The organism is Geobacter sp., from assembly GCF_027327745.1.
In the GTDB taxonomy this organism is placed as follows: Bacteria; Desulfobacterota; Desulfuromonadia; order Geobacterales; family Geobacteraceae; genus Geobacter.
The window spans coordinates 64,383-85,281 of sequence record NZ_DAHVYG010000002.1 but is presented as its reverse complement, the minus strand read 5'-3'; the positions used below and the strand labels follow the sequence as shown (position 1 = coordinate 85,281).

The following is a 20,899-nucleotide window of genomic DNA, read 5'->3' as shown; positions in this document are numbered from 1 at the left end:
CTTCAGGGGAGAGAGATGACGACTCCACGGACGGGGCCACGATTCTGGCGGTAGACGACGAATTCGCCATTGCCGGCGGTTCGGCCCCTCTCTACCACTAACTTCCCCTTTGCGGAACGGGTCAGCACCGTACGGGACGAAGCTCCGGTGAGTTCCTTGAAGACCCCATCGAGGAAGGAGGGGGGAAGCGAACCCCCGCCCCGGGTAACGAGCTGAACGGCCCGCAGGGTCCCGTTCTCGCTAAAGAGCCGGAATTCCATCGTCTTCCCCACGTACCGTTCCCAGCCGGGATTGCTCCTGGCGTAGGATGCGTCGCGACGCGCCGGCGGAATGAAGGAAGGAAGCCGCTGCAGTGCCGCTTGACGCGGAGTGGAGGGAGGAACATGGGGCGCAGGTGCAGGTACTGCTGCGGGGGGAGCGGGGAGTGTTACCGCCGGTTTTCCCTCTTTAACGGTCGGCGGGCTCCCTCTGAAGAGAATCGCCCAGGTGCAGATGGCCGCAACGATCATTACCCCCACAACCGACCAGAGGAGCGCCCGGCTTCCGGCGCGCACCGGTTCGGCTTCGACGCGTCCGGACGAAACGGACATCGCCGGCGGCTCGTCGGCGGCGTCTGCATTGAAATCGGCAACCGTCGTCACCCGGCGCGGTTCAGTCGGTGGAGGAGACGAAAGGGAGTGCCGGAGAGGAGAAACTGGCGGCTGCGACTCTTCCTCCGCAGGTAAGGGCGGAAAAGAGAGCGGGGTCTCGGCCGCGACGGGCGGCTCTTGCCCGGGACCGGGGATTTCCCAGTCGGAAAACTCGAATTCCCGTTCCGATTCCGGCGGATGGAACTGCTGCTCCCCGGCGATAGGGGGCGTCTCATCAGGAGGGAGAGGTTCAGGGAAGGATGGGCTAGCAGCGCCGGCAACCGGGGGTTCCAGCCAGAGTTCGGCGCCGAGGGCCGTCACCTGGCTACGAAACGCGGCGCGAAGTTCCTCCTCCGGCAGGGAGAGGTCGATCGTATCGTCGAACCACTTCTTTCCCCCCTGGAGCTTGAGGGGGGAAGAATGGGAGAGCACGATCCGGGGCGAATCACCCCTCAGCAGGGTCTTGATGTGGCGGGCGACCGTCTCGCCGGAAATGCCCGAGATCTCGCTTTGAATGAATACGACAGCCGGCCGGTTGTCGAAAACCTCCCTGAGCCCCTGGTCGAAATCGGGGGCAAGCCTGATCTTCGCCAGGCAGTACGTCTGCAGAGCCACTACAAGTTCGGCCGCACGCATGTCATCGGAAATAAAAAGCAATGTATTCATACTCCGTCCCTGGATTCCCGATACTCACATGGGTCAGTTTTAATTGTCAACATCTTTCCTCTCTCTCACACACACGATCTCCTCCCGTGAGGCTGCAAATACGGGGCCGGCCCCGTCGTCCTGAGCCGCCGCCATATCCCGCCATTGATCTCATGAACCGCCGGGTGGCGGCCGCAGGAATTGACTATTGGCAGACGTTGACCGTTCGGGAGAAGAGCTCGCGCCGCTCGGCCGACAGCGCCCGGACCTCCACGAGGCAACGGAGATCGGTCTTCCTGCCGACGAGGACTCCCCCTTTGCTGGCGACAATCGCCTGCCCCGATGCTGCGGCAGCGGCTTCGCGCGCCACCTGGAGCACCCCCTGCTCCAGGTCGCCAGACGGGGCGAGATAGCGCGGCTCACCGACCTCTACGATCCACCCCGCGCGCAGTACGAGGTCGAACGCCTCCAGCGGCGCGTTTTCTTCCTGGCTCGTCGGCCGGGTCAGGGTCACGTGGGCCGTGGCGCCATCGGAGCCGGCAAAATGGGCCGTCCAGCCGTCGCGGACGAGCTCGCTGCGGGTCTCGGCCGACTCAAGGGCGAGCCGTTCGGCGGCGTTGCGCGGCAGATGCCGCTCCGTCTCCTCTCCCGTCCCCTGGCGCTCCGCCCCCCGGGGACCGGCGCAGGAAACAATCAATGGCAACAGTAGCGCAAAAACGAAACGTCGCAATCCCATGCCCCCTCCTCGACCTGCAGCTCTCAGCCCGCCCTTTCCTATCCATATCGGCACCGGGTGAGTCCGGCTTGAGACCCCTCCCCGCGTCTTGCGGTCACAGTCCCGGCCGTTCCGCGAGCAAGGCCGTGAAATCACGGAGCGCCTCCCAATACCGCTCCCCGGCAACCGCGCGCAGATCCCAGTGGCCTCCCCCCGCGATCGGGACGAACCGCTTCGGCCCGGGGGCGGAGTCGTACAGGCGCCTGCCATGGGAAAGAGGGATGATGCGGTCGAGGGTTCCGTGAATAACGAGAAGCGGAGCCGTAAGGCGTCCCATCTTGCCGATGTTGGGATACCTGTCGAACGGCAGCAGCGGGATCCGGGTCACGGCACGGAAGGCGGAGGTGAAGCCGCTTTCGACGATGAGCCCTCCGACGGGACGCCGCACTGCCAGGTCGATCGAGGGACCGCACCCAACCGAATAGCCATGGATAACGATCCGGTCGGAAGGTATTCCGAGAGTGCCCCGCAGATAGGCATATGCGGCCTCGATGTCAGAGTAGGTCCCCGCCTCGGTCGGCCGTCCGCCGCTCGTCCCGTAGCCGCGGTAGTCATAGGAGAAAACGGCGTAACCGTGCTCCCGCAGCTCTTGGAGAAACGGCAGCGCGTTTCCGAGGTCCTCCCCGTTGCCATGGCTGTAAAGAATCGTAAAGCGGGCAGAGGGGTTCGGAAGATAGACGGCCGAGAGGGGAACACCGTCACCGGCTACGAGTCTGACGGCACCGGGGAGGGTCCGGTACGACGGGGCGGGGGGCTGAAAGATGAACCGCTCGGCAAAGAGGGCCGCACATACTGCGCTTACGCCGTAAGCGAGGGCGATGGCTTTGAGAAGGCTCAGCAGGATTCCCTCCACCCCCGTCACCCCGTTCACTCTCCGCGCTCCGCCACGGACGCCGCTCACTCTTCATCCGCCTCGCACACCGGGCAGTGATACTGCCCCTCCTCGGGATCAAGCTGAAGCGAGGCGCCGCAAAGTTCGCAGACTTTCTTTTCCGGATCCTGGTACCTGGGGCGAATCGGTTCGCGCATCGGTCTCCTCCGGCACCCCGCATCCTGCGGGGCGAATGGGTTATCGGCGAGAGTGACCTTTATTACACCACTCCATCCCCACTCCGTCAACCCGCGCAACGAAATCGGAGGACAAACCGCCGACCGCCCCCTGCAGCCCCCCTACGCCGGCTTGACCATTATCGGGTAGCACGCCGCGCTCAGAGCCGGATGAGGTCCTCGTGCTCCTCGTCGTGGGGGTTGATGTGGATCATCACATCCCCCACGTTGGGAAACCGCTCGAAGATGAGGCGCTTCACGGTGGTGGCCACGTCGTGGGAGCGCTTGACGGTCATCTCAGGGTCCATGTCGAGCTTGAGGTCGATGATGAGGAACTGCCCCGACCGACGCCCCCTGATCTCGTGGACATGCTCCACCCCGGCCACCCCCTCGGCCAGAGCCGTCACCTCACGGAGCAGCTCCGGTGCAGGCTGGGAGTCCATCAGGTCGTGGACGGCACCCATGAACGTCTCGTAGCCGATGTGGAAGATGAAAAACGCCGTGAGAGCGGCCGCCAGGGGATCCATGAAGCCGGCGCCGAAAAAAGCGGCGGTCACCCCGACGAGGGTGGCGACGGAGGTCAGGGCATCCTTGCGGTGGTCCCTGGCGACGGCAAGGAGCGCCGGGCTTTCGAGTCGGCGCCCCGTCGAGACCGAGAACCGGTAGAGCCACTCCTTTATTCCGATCGTCACCACGGCGGCGGCCACGGCCACAAGGTCGGGGGTCTGGAAGGTGCGGTCGGCGATGGCGTGGACCGCATTGACAAGTATTCCGGTGCCGGTGGCGAAGATCACCAGCGACACGATGACCGCGGCGATGCTCTCCGCCTTGCCGTGACCGTAGGGATGCTTCTCGTCGAACGGCTTGCGGCCGATCCGCAGCGCGACCATGGTCGAGAGGATGGCGATGAAATCGCAGGCGCTCTCCACCCCGTCGGCAAAAACGGCATCCGACCTGCCGTAATGGCCGGCCGCCAGCTTCAGCACCATCAGGACCGCATTCATCCAGAACCCGATGGTCATGATCCGCTCGGCCCGGGCGAACCGCTCTTCCCGTGGCAGCATCGCCATCACTCAGCCTCCCTGACATCCTTGAGGGAGAGCTGCACCGCTCTGCGACCGTTCCATTCGTTCCAGCGGGGGGTGAAGGCGAGATCCACCACGCTCCCCTGCGGGGCTCCCCTTCCCGCCATGTTGAAGCCGATGGCGTCGAACGACCGGCCATCGGCCGTGAGCCGCAGCTTGAGATGATGCTCCTTCAGGACCCTCCGCTCCACCACCGTCGCCCGGCGCAGGATGAACAGGGGTTCGGGGTTCCCGATCCCGAACGGCTCCAGGGTCGAGATCGCCTCCACCAGTTCAGGCATCACCTCTGCGGGAGAGAGCTCCGCATCGGCGAGCAGGACGGGGGTAAGGTCCTCGGGCGAGAGGAGGCCGGCGGCAACCTCCTCGAAGCGGGCGACAAACGCCTCAAGCGTCGCCTCGTCGATCGAAAGTCCCGCCGCCTGACGGTGACCGCCGAACTTCTCCAGGTGCTCGCCGCACGCCGCCAGGGCATCGTAGAGATGAAATCCCGTGATGCTCCGCCCCGACCCCCGGCCGTTGCCGTCCCGCAGGGCAATGAGGATGGTGGGGCGGTGAAAGATATCCACGAGGCGCGAGGCGACGATGCCGATAACCCCGGGGTGCCACGCCTCGGACGCAAGCACGATGCTGCGCCGCCCCCCCATGTCCGGATTCCCCCGCACCAGTCCCAGGGCGTCGGAGAGAATTTCCCGCTCCACGGCCTGACGCTCGGCATTGCTCGCCTCAAGGAGAGCGGCAATCTCCGCAGCCCGCCCGCGATCGTCTTCCAGGAGGAGTTCAACCCCCAGGGACGCATCCTCAAGCCTTCCGGCCGCATTGAGTCGTGGTGCCAGGCGAAATCCCACGGCGCCGCACCCCACCTCCCCCGTCACGCCGGAGACCTCCTTGAGCGCCCGGATCCCCGCACGCCGGGCAGCGGTCAGCTCCCTGAGGCCGTGCTTTACGAAGATCCGGTTCTCTTCCGTGAGCGGCACCACGTCGGCGATGGTCCCGAGGGCGACCAGATCGAGATACTCCCGGAGGTTCGGTTCGGGACGGCCGGCGAAGAACCCGCTCGCCCGCAGGCGTCCCCGCAGGGCGATCATCAGGTTGAAGGCGACCCCCACCCCCGCCAGGGCCTTGAATGGGTAGGGGCATCCGGGCTGGTTCGGGTTGATCACGGCCCTGGCCCGGGGAAGCTCCGGTCCGGGGGTATGGTGATCGGTAACGATCAGCTCGATGCCGAGGGAGGCGCACAGCTGCGCCTCCGCGCACGCGGTGATGCCGCAGTCGACGGTGACGATCACCCGCGACCCCGCTTCGGCGGCGGCACGGATGCCGTCGGCGGAAAGGCCGTAGCCCTCCGTCAGACGGCGGGGAATATGGGAAAAACAGCGCAGGCCGACGCTGCGGAAGAAACTCACCAGCAGGGCGGTGGCGCTCACCCCGTCCACATCGTAATCGCCGTAGACGCAGACCGTCTCGCCCTCCCCGAGAGCCGCAGCGAGGCGGGTAACCGCCTCGTCCATCCCGTTCAGCAGGAACGGATCGCGGATATCGGCCAGGGTCGACGCAAGAAACCTCCGGGCGGCCGCCCCCCCGGACAAACCCCGCCCGGCAAGAAGGCGTGCCACCAGCGGGGAAACTTCCCCCTCGCCGACGATCGACTCCACCGCGGCGGGGTCGATCGTCCGCACGGTCCAGCGTCTCTCGCTAACAGGTTCCATCGGTGGGGCCTCGATTCACGAAATCTCCCAACTCGTCGGCAGCGCCGGTTGGATCTCTTCCGAAACAAAAATCCCCGCCGGAGCGGGGAATTCTTGCCGTCATTTCCTGAAGAGCGGTGCCGACGCGCCCCCCTTCATTTGCTGAAGCCCCTTGGCCTGTTCGATGAGCCCCCGGATCTGCTGGGCATTGGGACTTGTCGGTTCCAGTTCGAGATAGCGGTTCCACGCCTTGATCGCCTTGTCGGGCTGCTTCAGGTCGTCCATGTAGACCACGCCGAGGTTGTAAAGGCTCTGGACATGCTTCGGATCGATCTGCTGCGCCTTCTCGAAGTTGGCCACGGCGCGGTCGAACTGCCCGACCCGCTTGTACATGATCCCCTGGTCGGTGAGGATGTTCGGATTGTTGGGGTCCAGTTCCAGGGCCTTGCCGTAGGCGTTGATCGCCTTCTGGGGCTGGTCGGTGTCGAAATAATCGTTGCCGAGCTGGACCCACGCCTGGAGGTTCCCCGGCTCCCGGGCAACGATCTTTTCGGCCTCGGCGATGCGCTGCTGATAGTCGATGGGGGCCCCCCCTCCGGCGGGAATCCCGGCGTTCACCGATGGCTGCCCCTTCTGGCCGCTGATACTGAAGATGAGGAACCCGCCGAGAAGACCGACCAGCAGTGCAACAACTGCGTACAGAATGTTTTCCCTTTTCATCCGTCCCCCCTGCTACACCTTGGTCGCCTTCATGCGGGCTCCCCATACCTCGACGATGGGGCTTGCGACGAAGACCGACGAATAAGTCCCGACCGCCACCCCCACCAAAAGTGCCAGGGCGAAGTCGTGGATCACCTCGCCGCCGAAGAAAAAGAGTGCCGCCGAAGCGAGGAACGTGGTGAGAGAGGTGATGATGGTCCGGGAGAGGACCTCGTTGATGCTGCCGTTGAAGATGGTCTTCAGCGAATCCTTCGTGTTCTTGTGCAGGTTCTCCCTGATCCGGTCGAAGACGACCACCGTATCGGTGAGGGAATAGCCGGCGATGGTGAGGACGGCGGTGATGAAGAGGAGGTTCACCTCCTTGTTCAGGACGAAGAAGACGGCGAACATGGCCAGGACATCATGCATGGTCGCCACCAGGGCGCCGACGCCGAACTTGAAGTCGAAGCGCCAGGCGATGTAGAGCACGATGCCGAGCATGGAGATCGCGACCGCTACGAGGGTATCCTTGCGGAGCTTGTCGCCGATGGCGGGGCCGATCTCCGTTGAGCTCTCCACCACGAACTGGTTGCCGGGGAGTTCCTTGCGGAACGCCTCCTGGATCTGGTCCGCCGCATTCCCCTGCGCGACGGAGGTCTTGCCGATCTTCACCAGGAGCTTGTTCCCTTCGGTGATCTCCTGGAGGTTGGCCTCCTTCATCCCGTGCCGCGCCAGGGCCTCCCGGGCACGGTCGATGGGGACCGGCCGGGCGAACTTGAGCTGCACCGCCGTGCCGCCCGAGAAGTCGATCCCCATGTTGGCCGTTCCCATGGCGATCCGGACGATGCCGATGATGCCGACAATGGCGATGATGGCCGAAATGGCGAAGGAGATGTTCTTCTTGCCGATGAAGTCGATATGGGTCTTTTTGATGAATTCCATGGGCTCCCCCTATATGCTCAGACGCTTCACCCGCACGCGGCCGAGCACGAGGTCGAAGATCGCCTTGGTCCCGAGGAGCGACGTGAAGAGGTTGATGATGACCCCCAGGCTGAGGGAAACCGCAAAGCCTTTCACAGGTCCGGTTCCGAACTGGAAGAGGACCGCGGCGGTGATGAGGGTGGTCACGTGGGAGTCCATGATGGTGAGGAACGCCTTGTCGTAACCGGCATCGAGCGCGGCCTTGGGGGGCTTGCCGAGCCTGAGCTCCTCCCTGATCCGTTCGAAGATCAGCACGTTGGAGTCAACCGACATCCCGATGAGCAGGACGATGGCCGCGATCCCCGGCAGGGTGAGGGTGGCTCCCAGTGCCGCCAGGGCACCCATGAGATAGACCACGTTGAGCACCATCCCGAAGTTGGCTACGAGCCCGGAGAGCTTGTAGTAGAACGCCATGAAGACCACCACCAGAGCGACCCCCGCGAGGCCGGCCATGAGTCCCTTGTGGATGGAATCCTGGCCGAGGGAGGGACCTACCGTCACGTTCTGGACGATCTTGACCGGTGCGGGAAGAGAGCCGGCACGCAGCACGATGGCGAGGTCCGACGCCTCCTTCTCGGTGAACGAACCGGAGATCTGGGCGCTACCCCCCGAAATCCGCTCCCGGATCACCGGGGCCGAGTAGATGGTGTTGTCGAGGACGATGGCAAAGCGCTTCCCGACGTTGGCGGCGGTCACCTGGTCGAAGAGCCGCGCGCCGGTGGAATTGAACTCGATGGCGACGTAGGGGCGGTTGAACTGGGAATCGATCCGGACCTGGGCGTCGGTCAGGAGGTCGCCGGTGATCATCGCCTTCTTCTTCACCACGAGCGGGGTCTCGGTCACAGCGCCGGTGGTGGCGTCGGTCCGCTTCTCCACCAGGATCTCGTCATCCTCGGGGATGGTCCCCGGAGTGGCGGTGGCGGGATTCACCGCCTCGTCGACGAGCTTGAACTCGAGGCGGGCGGTACGGCCGATCAGTTCGATGGCCCGCTTCGGGTCCTTGATGCCGGGAAGCTGCACGACGATATTGGTGAGCCCTTCCCGGGCAATCACCGGCTCGGAGACGCCGAACTGGTCAATCCGGTTGCGGATCGTCTCCAGCGCCTGGGCCACGGCGCGGTCCTTGCGCTCCTGGGCCTCCTTCTCGCCCATCCTGAGCTGCATGCTGACAAAGCCACCGTCGTCATACGGGGGAACAAGCTCCAGCGTCGGATACTTATCCTTGATCATCTTCTGGACCGCATCGGCGGTTCCCCGGTCGTAGAAGGTGAGCTGGACCCGGTCGGCGGCAGTCCGGGCGATCTTCTTGTACCGCAGCGTCTTGGAGGCGAGGGAATCCTCAAGGTCGGTGACGATGAGGTCGAGCGCCCCTTCCACCGCCTTCGGCGTGTCGACCTCCATCACCAGGTGGGTCCCCCCCTGCAGGTCGAGTCCGAGATGGATCCGGTCCTTGGGAAGGATCCCCTGCCACCACGACGGCAACGGAGAAACCAGGGTGGGAGTCAGGTAGAGAAACGAAACCAGGATAAAGAGCACGATGAGGCTGAAGCGCCAAGTAAGCCCCTTGGACATGCGCGCAGCTCCTTTCGAAATTGTCGGTATAATGCAAAGTCGACCGCCGTTCTGTTCCGCCACCGGCTTGCTCCGGCGGCGGGATGGCGGGTCGTGCTATTTATCGGCCTTGGTCAGGCTGGCGATGTACCCCTTGCCGACCTTGATATTGACTCCAGGCGCGATTTCCAGGGTCACCACATCACCGTCGATGGCGATTACCTTGCCGTGGATCCCGGCGGCAGTCATCACCTGGTCCCCTTTCTTGAGGGCGTCGAGCAGCGCACGGTGCTCCTTGGCCTTCTTCTGCTGGGGACGGATCAGGAGGAAATAGAAGATCGCGAACATGAAGATGAGCGGCACGATGTTCATGAATGCCGCCTGGGCGCCCCCCTGGGGAGCACCTCCCGGTTGTCCTGCCATGGCGAATGCCAGTCCTAGCATCTGTGTAACCTCCGATTTGTATTTAATGTAGGGGCAAACCTCGTGTTTGCCCAAATATAGGGCGATCACAGGGATCGCCCCTACAACATTTCCCTCTTGGCGTAAAATTCACGCCGGAACGCGGCGAACCTCCCCTCAACGATGGCGGCCCGCGCCTGCGCCATCAGGGAAAGATAGTAGTGCAGATTGTGGTACGTATTGAGCCGGGCGGAGAGGATCTCCCCCGACCGGTACAGGTGGCGCAGGTACGCCCTGCTGTAGTTGCGGCAGACGTAGCAGTCGCATTCGGGGTCGAGGGGGCCGTTATCCTCGGCATAGGGGGCACCCTTGATGTTCACCCTCCCGAAAGAGGTGAAGAGCATCCCGTTGCGGGCGTTGCGCGTCGGCATGACGCAGTCGAACATATCGAAGCCGTGATGGACCGCCTCGATCAGATCCTCCGGCGCCCCGATCCCCATTACGTAGCGGGGACGGTCCGCGGGAAGGAGCGGCGCGGCATATTCCATCACCTCGTACATCAGCTCCTTCTCTTCGCCGACCGAGAGTCCCCCCACCGCGTAGCCGTCGAACCCGATCTCCCGCAGCTCCCCGGCGCTTTGCTCCCGCAGATCGCGGTACATCCCCCCTTGGACAATGCCGAAGAGCGCCTGGTCCTCCCGGCGCCGGGCCTCCTTGCAGCGCCGCGCCCAGCGGGTGGTCATCTCCATGGAGCGGCGGGCATAGTCGTGGGTTGCCGGGTAGGGGGTGCACTCGTCGAAGCACATGGCGATGTCGCTGCCGAGGGCCTCCTGGATGGCGATAGCGTCCTCGGGGGAGATGAAGTGGTAGGAGCCGTCCAGATGCGAGCGGAACCGGACCCCTTCCTCGGTGATCTTTCGCAGCTCGTTGAGACTGAAGACCTGGAACCCGCCGCTGTCGGTGAGGATCGGGCGGTCCCAGTGCATGAAGCGGTGGAGCCCGCCGAGCCGCCGCACCACCTCGTGCCCCGGCCGGATGTAGAGGTGGTAGGTATTGGCCAGGATGATCTGCGCCCCGATGGCGGTCAGCTCTTCCGGGGTCATCGCCTTCACCGTCGCCTGGGTCCCCACCGGCATGAAGATCGGCGTTTCGATGGTGCCGCGGGGGGTTGTCAAAGAGCCGAGACGGGCGTTTCCGTCCTGCTTGATCAGTGTGAAATCGAGTGCTGGCAAGAAAACCTTTCTCTCCGGAAATCAGGCAAACCGCGCCGCAGTCCGTTCTCCGGCAATCATGAAACGAACATCGCGTCCCCGTAGCTGAAGAACCGGAACCGCCGGGCCACCGCCTCGCCGTAGGCCCTGAGGAGAAGCTCCCTGCCGGCAAAGGCACAGACGAGCATCAGCAGGGTCGACTTCGGCAGGTGGAAGTTGGTGATGAGGGCATCGACAATCTTGAACCGGTAGCCGGGGTAGATAAAGATGTCGGCTTCCCCCTCCCCCGCCGCGACGGTGCCGTCGGCCGCGGCCGCCTGTTCGAGGGTCCGGCAGACCGTGGTCCCGAGGGCGATCACCCGCCCCCCCTCCCGCTTCCGTGCCGCCATCGCCCGGGCGGTGGCCTCGGGGATGGCGTAGCACTCGCGGTGCATACGGTGCTCTTCGACTCGCTGCACGCGAATCGGCATGAAAGTGCCGATTCCCACGTGGAGCGTGAGGGAGGCGACCTCAACGTCGCGCCCCCGCAGTTCGGCCAGGAGGTCGTCGGTCATGTGCAGTCCCGCCGTCGGAGCAGCCACCGCCCCACGGTTGCGGGCGAAAACCGTCTGGTACCGCTCCCGGTCGCAGGCGCCGGACTCCCGCCGGATGTAGGGGGGAAGGGGAATGGCCCCCGCCCGGTCGAGCCAGGCATCGAACCCCCCGGCCGGGGAGAATGACACCTCCCACGTTTCGGCGTCCACGCGGGAAATGACCGTCGCGGTTACCCCTTCGGCGAGAAGGATGATCGTCCCGGGGCGGGACGGCTTCGACGAGCGCAGGAGACAGAGCCATCGTTCGTCCCCGGCGCGAAGCCTCCGGACGAGAAAGATCTCCACCTTGCCGCCGCTCTCCTTGCGGCCGTGGAGCCGCGCCGGGATCACCCGGGTATCGTTCACGACCAGAAGGTCACCGGGGCGAAAGAGAGAGGCAATCCCCGAAAACGGGAGTTCCCCGATCTCACCCACCGCCCGGTCGACGGTCATGAGCCGCGTGGCATCCCGGCAGGGGAGCGGTTCCTGGGCGATCAGCTCGGGCGGGAGAACGTAATCGAAGTCGTCAACGAGCATCTTGAACGCCGCCACCGATCTTTTCGAGAACGGTGCCAGGGTAGTAGTAACTCAGGATTTCCCGGTAGCTGAAACCGTCCGCCGCGCGCTGTTTGGCACCCCACTGGCAGAGACCGACCCCGTGGCCGTACCCCCTCCCCGTGAAGGTGGCGCTGTCGTCGGCAACCTTCACCTGGAAGTTCGTGCTCTTGATGACCGTGTAGCCGACAATCTTACGGAAGGTAACCGCCGGCACCGTGACCATCCCCCGGGCCGAGACGAGAACCAGATCGGCAAGCCGCCCGCTTTCGTTGCGCCTCCCCTCGCGGATATCCCGAAGCCCCGGCACCGACACCCCCCCTCCCCTGAGGAGCGATTCGAGCTTCTTCAGGGTAAGTGTCTGCTCCCACCGCGCGGAGGGATTGACGGCGCAGTAGTCGCACTCCACGCTCCGCAGATAGGGAAGCCGAACCCCCCAGACGTTTTCCGCGACTTCGGTCCTGCCGCCGCAATTCGAGTGATAAAAGGCCTGAATCGGCTCTCCGGCATAGGTCAGTATTTCGCCGGCGGTCTCCTTGACCCCCCGGGCGGCGCGACTATCCTCGATATCGCAGCCGTCATAGACCTGGTCGAGAACCGACGATTCCAGGTGGTAGAGCGCCCCCCCCCGGACCTTCTTCTGGTAGACCGCATAGGTGCGGGCCACCACGGCCTGGGCCTTGATCGCCTCCATCGGCCAGAGGGACGAGATCTCGCAGTTGATGAGGCCGACCAGGTACTCTTCGATCGGCAGCTCGTCCACCACGAGGAGCCCCTTCTCCTGGGGGAGCACCTCAACGGTCCCCCGATACCGCTTGCCGTTCACCTGTACGGCGCCCGGTGCGGCAAGAACAAGCTTGCGGACCGTTCTCCCGCCGATCACAACCCCATCCCGGCCACGCCTGGCCTGAACGGGAAGCTCCAGACGAAGCGGCTCTCCCCCTTCATCGGCAGCCAATACACCGTCCCCGTCGATGCGTATGCTCTCCGCCCCCTTCAGCAGGGCAACCCTGACGTTTTCCTGCAGGGCCCGGGCTCCGTACGCCTGCCCCGGGAGAGATGCAAGAAAAGCCGCTATGGCTAGTATAATCTTCACGGCACCAGGCCACTTTCCGCTAAACATTACCCGAGACATCCCGATAAATACAAATGGGGGAAGAGACGCTCCCCCCGCACGCCCTGTCACGGGCATCCTGCACCGAGCCATCGGTTTTGGCAAACGAATTGCTTTACTGCATTGACACTGGCTATTTCATCCCGTATCGGATCGTAATCATAGGTGCAGACCGGCGCATTGTCAAGCATTTCGGGGCCGGAGCCGGAGGCGCTTCGCCACTGGCCCGGCACCTCCGGAGCAGCAGTCGGTGCTCCCGCAAACCCGAACCGTCCGATCCGGCAAAAGAGAATAATCATTAGATGACTGTAACCGCCATATCACGGAAATCCTTTGCGAATTTAGGTCATTTGATGCCGCGGTGGCATCGGCTCGATTCGGGTATCGCGCCATGAGTTCCCTCAAGGTAAAAATTCTCGGGCTGATCACCCTGATCGTCGTCGTGATCGTCGCGACGGTGAGCTATCTGGAATACCGCAACCAGCGACAGATCGTCACCCAGATCTCGGCCCGCAACGCCTCCCTGCTGGCCGCCACGGTCCAGAACAGTATCGAAGGGGTCATGCTCGGGGGGCGCTCCGACGAGGTGCAGCGCATCCTCGGCCGGCTCAAGTCCCGGGGGACCATCGAGGGAATCCGCATCTTCGACGAGAAAGGGAAGATCCTCAATTCCGCCGACAAGCTGGAAATCGGCAAGACGATCAGACCCGACGAGCTCGCCATGTTTAGGAGCGGCACCCGCGTCAGTCTCGTCACGCGCTCGGACGACGGGGAAGAGCAGGTGTTCGAGAGCATTTCCCCCATTTACAATCGCCCCGCCTGCCACGGCTGTCACGACGCGCGGCAGCTCCTTCTCGGCGCCCTTCAGATGGAGCTGCCGGTCAGATATCTCGAGGTGTACCTGGCGAAGGGGAAGCAGTATTCCATGGTGTCGACGATGGTCATGGTGCTTCTCATCCTGATCGCCATCGCCCTCTTCCTGAATACCTACGTGAACCGTCCCCTCAAGGGGGTCATCTCGTCGATGCAGCGGGTCGAACAGGGAGACTTCAATGTCTCGGTCGATTTCACGAGCAGCGCCGAGATGGCGGCCCTTTCCGACAAGTTCAACATGATGGTGAGCAAGCTCAGATACTATATGGAGACCACCATCGGCCACGAACGGGAGCTCGCCCGCGCCCAGTCGAAGCTGGCCCACCACCACGAGATGCACCTGATGAACCAGAAGCTGGAGGATCAGCTCCGGGAGATCGAAAACCTCAACGTCAACATGGAGGAGCGGATCGAGGAGATCGAGGAGGCGAACTACAAAATCGCCGACCTCGCCAGCGAACTGGAGGAGAAGAACGCCAACCTGGAGCGCGCCGTCGCGCGGCTCTCCACCCTCTACAAGGTGGGGCTCGCCGTCAACTCCACCATCGACATCGACCGGCTCTTCACCCTGGTCGTCCAGACCACCGTATCGACGCTGCAGGCGCAGATCGGCTACATCATCCTCTACTCCCCCGGCGACCGGATGCTGCGGGTGACGACGCTCCTGGGGCACGATCACCGGCCGGGGGTGGCGACGATTCCGATGAAGCCTTCCAGCGTCTCCACCTGGGTCATCGAGAACCGCAAGCCCCTGCTGATTACCGACATAAACGAGCATCCCGAGTTCGACCGTTACAGCGCCCTCGGCTACGAGCGCAGGACCCTCATCTGCGCACCGCTCATGGTGAAGGACGAGATCATCGGCACCATCACCGTCGTCAACAAGAGCGACAACGCCACCTTCAATGCCGAGGAGCTGGAACTGCTCACCACCATCGCCGCCCAGGCGAGCATCGCCATCAAGAACGCCCAGCTCTACGACGAGCAGCAGGCGACCTACCTCCACACGATCCAGGCCCTGGTCTCCGCCATCGAGGCGAGCGACAGCTACACCCGCGGCCATTCGGAGCGGGTCACCCGCTACTCCACGGAGCTGGCGAAAAAGCTCGGGCTCTCCCACGACCGCCTCAAGGTGATCGAGCGGGCCGCCATCCTCCACGACATCGGCAAGATCGGCATCGACCTGGGCCTCCTCCACAAGGAGGGGAAACTGACCCCCGACGACATCCAGCAGCTCCACCAGCACCCGGTCATCGGCATGAAGATCCTGGAGCCGATCGACTTCCTCCAGGACGTGCGTCTCTGCATCGGCCAGCACCACGAGCGGGTCGACGGCGAGGGGTACCCCAACCGCCTCACCTCGGACGAGATGCTCCTGGAATCGCGGGTCCTCGCCATCGCCGACGCCTTCGACGCCATGACCTCCGACCGCCCCTACCGCAAGGCGCTCCCGGTGGAAGCGGCGGTGAAGGAGCTGCTGGACCATTCCGGCAGCCAGTTCGACTCCGACCTCGTCCGTCACTTCGTCGAGCTCCTCGCCAGCGGCTCCCTCGGCTTCACCTTCGCCCGCACCGACCGGGACGACATCCCCGTCGACCGCGAGGAGCGTTACGCCGAGCGGAAAGTGGTCGCCATGAGCGACTACAGCAGCCGCCCCCTCTGACCACCCTCCCGCAATTTTCCGGTTTGCCGCCCCCCGGGGATCATGGTATAAGGTTTCCGACCTTTGCTCGCCCGCTCTCCCATCTGACTACAGGATAATCCGCGTGCCGAACCTCCTCTCCATCAAGGGGCTGACGACCCGTTTCCGGGTGCCGGACGGAATCGTTCGCGCCGTGAACGACATCGACCTGGTGCTCGACGCCGGAGAGACGCTGGCGCTCGTGGGGGAGTCGGGGTGCGGCAAGAGCGTCACCGCCTTATCGATCCTCCGCCTCGTCCCCCCACCCGGCGAGATTACGGGGGGGACGATCCTCTTCGAGGGTGAAGATCTCCTCAAGGCCAGCGCCGAGGAGATGCGGCACATCCGGGGGAACCGGATCTCCATGGTCTTCCAGGAGCCGATGACCTCCCTCAACCCGGTCTTCCGGATCGGAAACCAGATCGCCGAAGGGCTCATGCTGCACCGGGGGCTTTCCCGGGCCGAGGCCCGGGAGGAGGCGGCCCGGCTCCTGGCCCAGGTCGGCATCCCCTCCCCCGTCGAGCGCCTCGGCGACTATCCCCACCAGCTCTCGGGAGGAATGCGACAGCGGGTCATGATCGCCATGGCCCTTGCCTGCCGGCCCCGGATCCTCATCGCGGATGAGCCGACCACCGCCCTCGACGTCACCATCCAGGCCCAGATCCTGGAGCTCCTCGACCGCCTCAGGGAAGAGAGCGGCATGGCGCTTCTCCTCATCACCCACGACTTGGGAGTGGTGGCCGAACGGGCGGACCGCACCATGGTGATGTACGCCGGACGGATCGTGGAAGAGGGACCGACGGAACGGCTCCTGGCCGCACCCCTTCACCCGTACACCGAGGGGCTTCTCTCCTCCCTCCCCCAGCGGAGCGAACCGGGTGCCCCCTTGCGGACGGTTCCGGGACAGGTGCCGGGGCTGCGGGAAGATCTGCCGGGATGCGGGTTCTGTGACCGCTGCCCCGACAGGCGGTGGGAGTGCTCCCGTGAAACGCCCCACCTGAAGGAAATCGAACCGGACCGTCGGGTCCGCTGCTGGAAATACCGATGAGCGCACCCCTTCTCGAAGCTGACAACCTGATCAAGACCTTCTCCGTCAAGCCGGGGCCGTTCGCCCCGAGGCGCGAGCTGCGGGCGGTGGATGGCGTAAGCCTGCGGATCACACCGGGGGAGACCCTCGGCCTTGCCGGCGAATCGGGCTGCGGTAAATCCACCGTCGGACGGCTCCTCACCGGGCTCATCCCGGCCGACGGCGGGAGCATCCGGTACCGCGGCAGGGAGCTGGCGGAGATGGGGCGCGGAGAGATCACCTCCTTCCGCAAGGATGTGCAGATGGTCTTCCAGGACCCCTTTTCCTCCCTCAACCCGCGGATGCGGGTCGGCGAGATCATCGGCGAACCGCTGGCGATCCATCGCATCGGCCCAAAGGAAGAGCGCCGGGAGCGGGTCATCGAGCTGATGGCGAAGGTGGGACTCGCCCCGGACCAGGTCAACCGCTACCCCCACGAGTTCTCCGGGGGCCAGCGGCAGCGGATCGGCATAGCCCGCGCCCTGGCGGCCTCGCCGCAACTGATCGTCGCCGACGAGCCGGTCTCGGCCCTGGATCTCTCCATCCAGGCCCAGATCATCAACCTCCTCCAGGGGCTCAGGCAGGAGCTCGGACTCTCCTACCTCTTCATCGCCCACGACCTCTCGGTGGTCCGCCACATGAGCGACCGGGTCGCGGTGATGTACCTCGGCCGGATCGTCGAACTCGGCACCCGCGACGCCGTCTTCTCCCGCTTTCAGCACCCCTATACCGAAGCGCTCCTCTCGGCCGTCCCCCACGTCGGCGAAGAGAGGAAAAGAGCACGGATCATCCTCAGGGGGGATCCCCCCTCCCCCCTCGACCCGCCGCCGGGATGCCCCTTCCACCCCCGCTGCCCCTATGCGGAGCCGCTCTGCACGTCGGCCCCCCCCCCTCTCGAAGAGAAGGAGCCCGGCCATCTGGCCGCCTGCCACTTCAGTAAAAAGCTGTTTTACAGGCCATAACCTTTTTCTTGACAGCCCCGATTGGGAACTATATAAATATATCTGGATATTCCCTACAGACTTCGTGAGAGCGTCACCGGCCAGCCAGGTCGCTTCCCACGCCCCGAGGGCGAGGAGACCCCATGGATTTCGACAAGAGCAGAAATTTCACCGAAGAAGCGGAGATTTTCAAGGTCCTCGGCCATCCGATCCGGCTCAAGATCGTGGCAGGCCTCTGCACACGGGAGTGCAACGTGAAGCACATCTGGGAATGCCTGGGGCTCCCCCAGGCCACCGTTTCCCAGCACCTGGCGCTCCTGAAGAACAAGGGGATCATCGAAGGGAAGCGCGAAGGGGTGGAGGTCCACTACTCGGTGGTCCACCCCCTGGCCAAGAAGCTGATCGAGGTCCTCGGCTGATCCTCTCCCGCCACAGCCCACCACAACCGAATCCCCTCCCGCGAGGGGATTTTTTTTGGAGCAGACCATGACAGAGCAGCCCATCCGCATCACCCTCGCCCGGGGCGAGGACCGACGGATCAAGGGGGGTCACCCCTGGGTCTTCAGCAACGAGGTCCGGGAGATCCGGGGCGAGAAGAGCGCCGGCGCGACCGCCGAGATCTACGACGCCGGCGGGGGATTCCTCGGCTCCGGTTACTACAATCCCAGCTCCCTCATCGCCGCGCGGCTCCTCTCCCGCGAGCGGACCGACATCGACACGGCGGCCTTCTTCCGGGAGCGGATCGGCCGGGCGGCGGAGCTGCGGCGCCGGCTCTACCCCGATCTTGTCACCTTCCGGGTGGTTCACGGCGAGGGGGACTTCCTCCCCGGCCTGGTGGTCGACCGGTACGGCGACTGGCTTTCGATCCAGATCCTGACGGCGGGGATGGAGCGGCGGCGGGAGGCGATCGTGGCGGCGCTGGTGGAGCTCTTCGCCCCCCGGGGGATCATCGCCCGCAACGACGTGGCGGTCCGGGGCCTGGAGGGGCTTGACGAGCGGATCGAGGTACTCTGCGGCGAGATTCCGGAGACGGTGGAAGCGGTGGAGCACGGGCTCCGCTTCCGGGTCGATCTCGCCGGCGGGCAGAAGACGGGGCATTTCCTCGACCAGAAGGAGAACCACCTGGTGCTGAAGGGGATGGCGGCGGGGAAGCGGGTCCTCGACTGTTTCTGCTACTCGGGGAGTTGGGGAGTCCATGCCGCCCACTTCGGCGCGGCGGAAGTGACCTGCGTCGACATCTCGGAGCGGGCTGCGGCCCTCGCCCGGGAAAACGCGGCCCTGAACGGGGTGGAGAAGGTGGTCAAGGTGGAGGTCTGCGACGCCTTCGAGCGGCTCCGCAGCCTCAGGCACGAGGGGCGGCGCTTCGACGTGGTGGTCCTCGACCCCCCCGCCTTCGTGAAGAGCCGCAAGGCGCTGAAGGAAGCGGAAAAAGGGTACCTGACCATCAACCGGCGGGGGATGGAGCTCCTGGAAGAGGGGGGATACCTGATCACCTGCTCCTGCTCCTACCACATGGGGCGGGAGCCGTTTCGCGAGCTTCTGGCCCAGGCTGCCCGCCAGGCGGGGCGACCGATGCGGCTGGTGGAGTCCCGCTCCCAGGCCCCGGACCATCCGGTCCTCCTCTCCGTCCCGGAGACCGAGTACCTGAAATGCTTCGTCCTGCAGGCGGTGTGAGAACCGCGTGAGACGTGAAAACCTGGAAATCTCGTGAGACGTTAGACGTGAGATGTGAGACGCGAAAACCTATCTCTTCTCACATCTCACGTCTCACTTTTCACCCCCATCCCGTAGATGACGGCGTAGGTGGCCGGAATCCCCTCCGGCGCGCCGAACCGCTCCCCGTAGATCCGCATCATCTCCGCCATGACCCGCCGCTCCGCCAGTCCCCGCGGCCGGCGCGGCGAGGCGTTCCCCGCGCCGATCCGCCGGACCGCCCGGAGGAAGGCCGGCACGTCGGGGTGATACTCAATCTCGTCTTCCACCGTGAGCGAGGTGACGCCGAAGCCGGCCCGCTCCAGGGCACCGCGGACCTCGCCGGCCGAAAAGAAGCGCTGGGTGCGGTCGTTGTCCCGCTCCACGGCCGCCAGGGCGGCGCGGTAAGAGGCCTTCAGCTCGCGGAAGGTCCCCGCGCCGAAGAGGGCGAAGGCGAAGAGGCCGCCCGGCGTGAGAACGCGCCACGCTTCGGCGAAGGCCGCATCGAGGCTCTCAAGCCACTGGAAGGTGGAGGAGGAGGCCACGAGGTCGAAGGACGCCGCCGGGAAGGGGAGCCGCTCCGCATCGGCCACGGCGATCACCGTCCGCTCCCGGCCGGCGAGGGAAAGCCGGGCCGCGGCCGCCATGGCCGGCGCCAGATCGACACACGCCAGAGACGCACCGGGATGGCGGCTGCCGAGGGTCCGGCCGAGGAGCCCCGTGCCGGTTCCCACGTCAAGGATCCGCTCCGGGCTCACCCCTTCCGCATCGAGTATCTCCATCAGCCGCGCCACCACCCGCTTCTGGACCGCGGCATGGGCGTCGTACTCCCCCGCCTGCCGGTGGAAGGCGCTCTGGACCCTGCGGCGGTCAATCACGGAGGGGCACCTCCCCGAGAAACTCCCCCACGAGCCGGTTGAACCTGGAGGGATCCGACAGAAACGGCGCATGCCCCGCCCCTTCGAAGAGCGCCAGCCGAGCCCCCGCAATCCGCTCCGCCAGGAAGCGCCCGGCGCCGGGAGGGCAGATGGCGTCCCGCTCGCCGTGGATCACGAGGGTCGGCGTCCGGATCTCCCCGAGCATCGCCCGGTGGTCGCCGCCGGCAAGGGTATCGAGGGTGGCGGCCACGGCCCGGGGGTCGGGGAGAAGCCGGGGAATGACGATCTCGTGAGCGATCCGCTGGTTCGCCTCCCGGGTAAGCTCTCCTTCGGCGAACATCCCCCGGAAGAACTCCCCCATCGTCCGGTCGTAGCCGCGGCGAAGCCGCAGCGCCAGCCCCCGCGCCTCAGTGGCGGGAAGGCCGAAGGGCCACTCTTCGGAGGCGGTGAATTTCGGCGTCCCCCCCACAAGCACCAGGGCGGCGAGGCGCTCGGCCAGGGCCGGATACGCCTCCAGTGCCACCTGGACCCCCAACGACCAGCCGACCAGTGCCCCCCGGCGAATCCCCAGCCGGTCGAAAAGCGCCACCAGATCGGCGGCGAAGTCGGCGAAGGCATACCCTGTCTCAGGGGCGGTCGACTTCCCGTGGCCCCGAAGGTCGGGCATGACGAGCCGGAACCGCTCGGCAAGCTCCCCCTGGAAGGCCCAGACCCTCCCTGACATGGCCCAGCCGTGGACGAAGACCACGGGGAACCCTTCCCCCAGCTCCTCGTAATGGATCGAAACATCCGGTGCGGAATCGATGAACGCCATGGC

20 protein-coding genes are annotated in these 20,899 nt (G+C 65.1%); 5 read left to right on the top strand and 15 right to left on the bottom strand.

Going from position 1 to position 20,899, the window contains the following annotated elements:
* Positions 1-2: 2 nt before the first annotated feature.
* The 13 genes from M6689_RS00505 to M6689_RS00445 all read right to left on the bottom strand — a co-directional run bounded on the left by M6689_RS00505 (position 3) and on the right by M6689_RS00445 (position 12,933).
* Positions 3-1,295, bottom strand: coding sequence for a hypothetical protein (locus M6689_RS00505; protein WP_298266581.1), 1,293 nt, complete (start codon positions 1,293-1,295; stop codon positions 3-5).
* A 184-nt stretch (positions 1,296-1,479) separates the two neighbouring features.
* Positions 1,480-2,010, bottom strand: a complete 531-nt coding sequence (locus M6689_RS00500) for a hypothetical protein (protein WP_298266579.1) — start codon at positions 2,008-2,010, stop codon at positions 1,480-1,482.
* Between the two features lie 94 nt (positions 2,011-2,104).
* The gene (locus M6689_RS00495; protein WP_298266577.1) at positions 2,105-2,920 is read right to left on the bottom strand and encodes an alpha/beta hydrolase; all 816 of its coding nucleotides are present in this window, start codon (positions 2,918-2,920) and stop codon (positions 2,105-2,107) included.
* Between the two features lie 26 nt (positions 2,921-2,946).
* Positions 2,947-3,078, bottom strand: a complete 132-nt coding sequence (locus tag M6689_RS00490; RefSeq protein ID WP_298266575.1) for a hypothetical protein — start codon at positions 3,076-3,078, stop codon at positions 2,947-2,949.
* Positions 3,079-3,257: 179 nt separating this feature from the next.
* On the bottom strand, positions 3,258-4,157 hold the full coding sequence (locus tag M6689_RS00485; protein WP_298266631.1) for a cation diffusion facilitator family transporter: 900 nt from the start codon (positions 4,155-4,157) through the stop codon (positions 3,258-3,260).
* Between the two features lie 8 nt (positions 4,158-4,165).
* Positions 4,166-5,887 (bottom strand): single-stranded-DNA-specific exonuclease RecJ, encoded by a 1,722-nt coding sequence (recJ, locus tag M6689_RS00480; RefSeq protein ID WP_298266573.1) that lies wholly within the window; start codon positions 5,885-5,887, stop codon positions 4,166-4,168.
* Between the two features lie 99 nt (positions 5,888-5,986).
* Positions 5,987-6,586 (bottom strand): tetratricopeptide repeat protein, encoded by a 600-nt coding sequence (locus M6689_RS00475; RefSeq protein WP_298266571.1) that lies wholly within the window; start codon positions 6,584-6,586, stop codon positions 5,987-5,989.
* Between the two features lie 12 nt (positions 6,587-6,598).
* Positions 6,599-7,507 carry a protein translocase subunit SecF gene (gene secF / locus M6689_RS00470; protein WP_298266569.1) on the bottom strand — a complete coding sequence of 303 codons (909 nt, stop codon included), beginning with the start codon at positions 7,505-7,507 and terminating at the stop codon, positions 6,599-6,601.
* Positions 7,508-7,516: 9 nt separating this feature from the next.
* Positions 7,517-9,118 carry a protein translocase subunit SecD gene (secD, locus tag M6689_RS00465; protein WP_298266567.1) on the bottom strand — a complete coding sequence of 534 codons (1,602 nt, stop codon included), beginning with the start codon at positions 9,116-9,118 and terminating at the stop codon, positions 7,517-7,519.
* A gap of 96 nt (positions 9,119-9,214) precedes the next feature.
* Positions 9,215-9,541 carry a preprotein translocase subunit YajC gene (yajC, locus tag M6689_RS00460; protein ID WP_298266565.1) on the bottom strand — a complete coding sequence of 109 codons (327 nt, stop codon included), beginning with the start codon at positions 9,539-9,541 and terminating at the stop codon, positions 9,215-9,217.
* Between the two features lie 80 nt (positions 9,542-9,621).
* Complete coding sequence (gene tgt, locus M6689_RS00455; protein WP_298266563.1) at positions 9,622-10,731, bottom strand: tRNA guanosine(34) transglycosylase Tgt; 1,110 nt, start codon at positions 10,729-10,731, stop codon at positions 9,622-9,624.
* A gap of 56 nt (positions 10,732-10,787) precedes the next feature.
* Entirely contained in the window at positions 10,788-11,819 is a 1,032-nt protein-coding gene (gene queA / locus M6689_RS00450; RefSeq protein ID WP_298266629.1) for a tRNA preQ1(34) S-adenosylmethionine ribosyltransferase-isomerase QueA, read from the bottom strand.
* Positions 11,809-12,933 carry a SpoIID/LytB domain-containing protein gene (locus M6689_RS00445; protein ID WP_298266561.1) on the bottom strand — a complete coding sequence of 375 codons (1,125 nt, stop codon included), beginning with the start codon at positions 12,931-12,933 and terminating at the stop codon, positions 11,809-11,811. Before M6689_RS00445 ends, queA begins: the two co-directional genes overlap by 11 nt.
* 409 nt (positions 12,934-13,342) lie before the next feature.
* On the opposite strand from M6689_RS00445, the gene M6689_RS00440 reads away from it, so the two are divergent.
* The 5 genes from M6689_RS00440 to M6689_RS00420 all read left to right on the top strand — a co-directional run bounded on the left by M6689_RS00440 (position 13,343) and on the right by M6689_RS00420 (position 19,186).
* Entirely contained in the window at positions 13,343-15,487 is a 2,145-nt protein-coding gene (locus M6689_RS00440) for an HD domain-containing phosphohydrolase (protein WP_298266559.1), read from the top strand.
* A 103-nt stretch (positions 15,488-15,590) separates the two neighbouring features.
* Positions 15,591-16,553: an ABC transporter ATP-binding protein gene (locus tag M6689_RS00435; RefSeq protein WP_298266556.1), complete on the top strand. Its 963-nt coding sequence runs from the start codon at positions 15,591-15,593 to the stop codon at positions 16,551-16,553.
* Entirely contained in the window at positions 16,550-17,533 is a 984-nt protein-coding gene (locus tag M6689_RS00430) for an ABC transporter ATP-binding protein (protein ID WP_298266554.1), read from the top strand. The genes M6689_RS00435 and M6689_RS00430 overlap by 4 nt, the downstream gene beginning before the upstream one ends.
* Before the next feature lie 122 nt (positions 17,534-17,655).
* Positions 17,656-17,931: a metalloregulator ArsR/SmtB family transcription factor gene (locus M6689_RS00425; protein ID WP_298266552.1), complete on the top strand. Its 276-nt coding sequence runs from the start codon at positions 17,656-17,658 to the stop codon at positions 17,929-17,931.
* Positions 17,932-17,998: 67 nt separating this feature from the next.
* Positions 17,999-19,186, top strand: coding sequence for a class I SAM-dependent rRNA methyltransferase (locus M6689_RS00420; protein ID WP_298266551.1), 1,188 nt, complete (start codon positions 17,999-18,001; stop codon positions 19,184-19,186).
* 86 nt (positions 19,187-19,272) lie between these two features.
* On the opposite strand, the gene M6689_RS00415 is transcribed toward M6689_RS00420, so the two are convergent.
* Together M6689_RS00415 and M6689_RS00410 are read right to left on the bottom strand one after the other, a co-directional pair.
* Positions 19,273-20,082 (bottom strand): methyltransferase domain-containing protein, encoded by an 810-nt coding sequence (locus tag M6689_RS00415; protein WP_298266549.1) that lies wholly within the window; start codon positions 20,080-20,082, stop codon positions 19,273-19,275.
* A complete protein-coding gene (locus M6689_RS00410) occupies positions 20,075-20,896 on the bottom strand; it encodes an alpha/beta fold hydrolase (RefSeq protein WP_298266547.1) in 822 nt (273 codons plus the stop codon). Before M6689_RS00410 ends, M6689_RS00415 begins: the two co-directional genes overlap by 8 nt.
* Between the last annotated feature and the right edge of the window lie 3 nt (positions 20,897-20,899).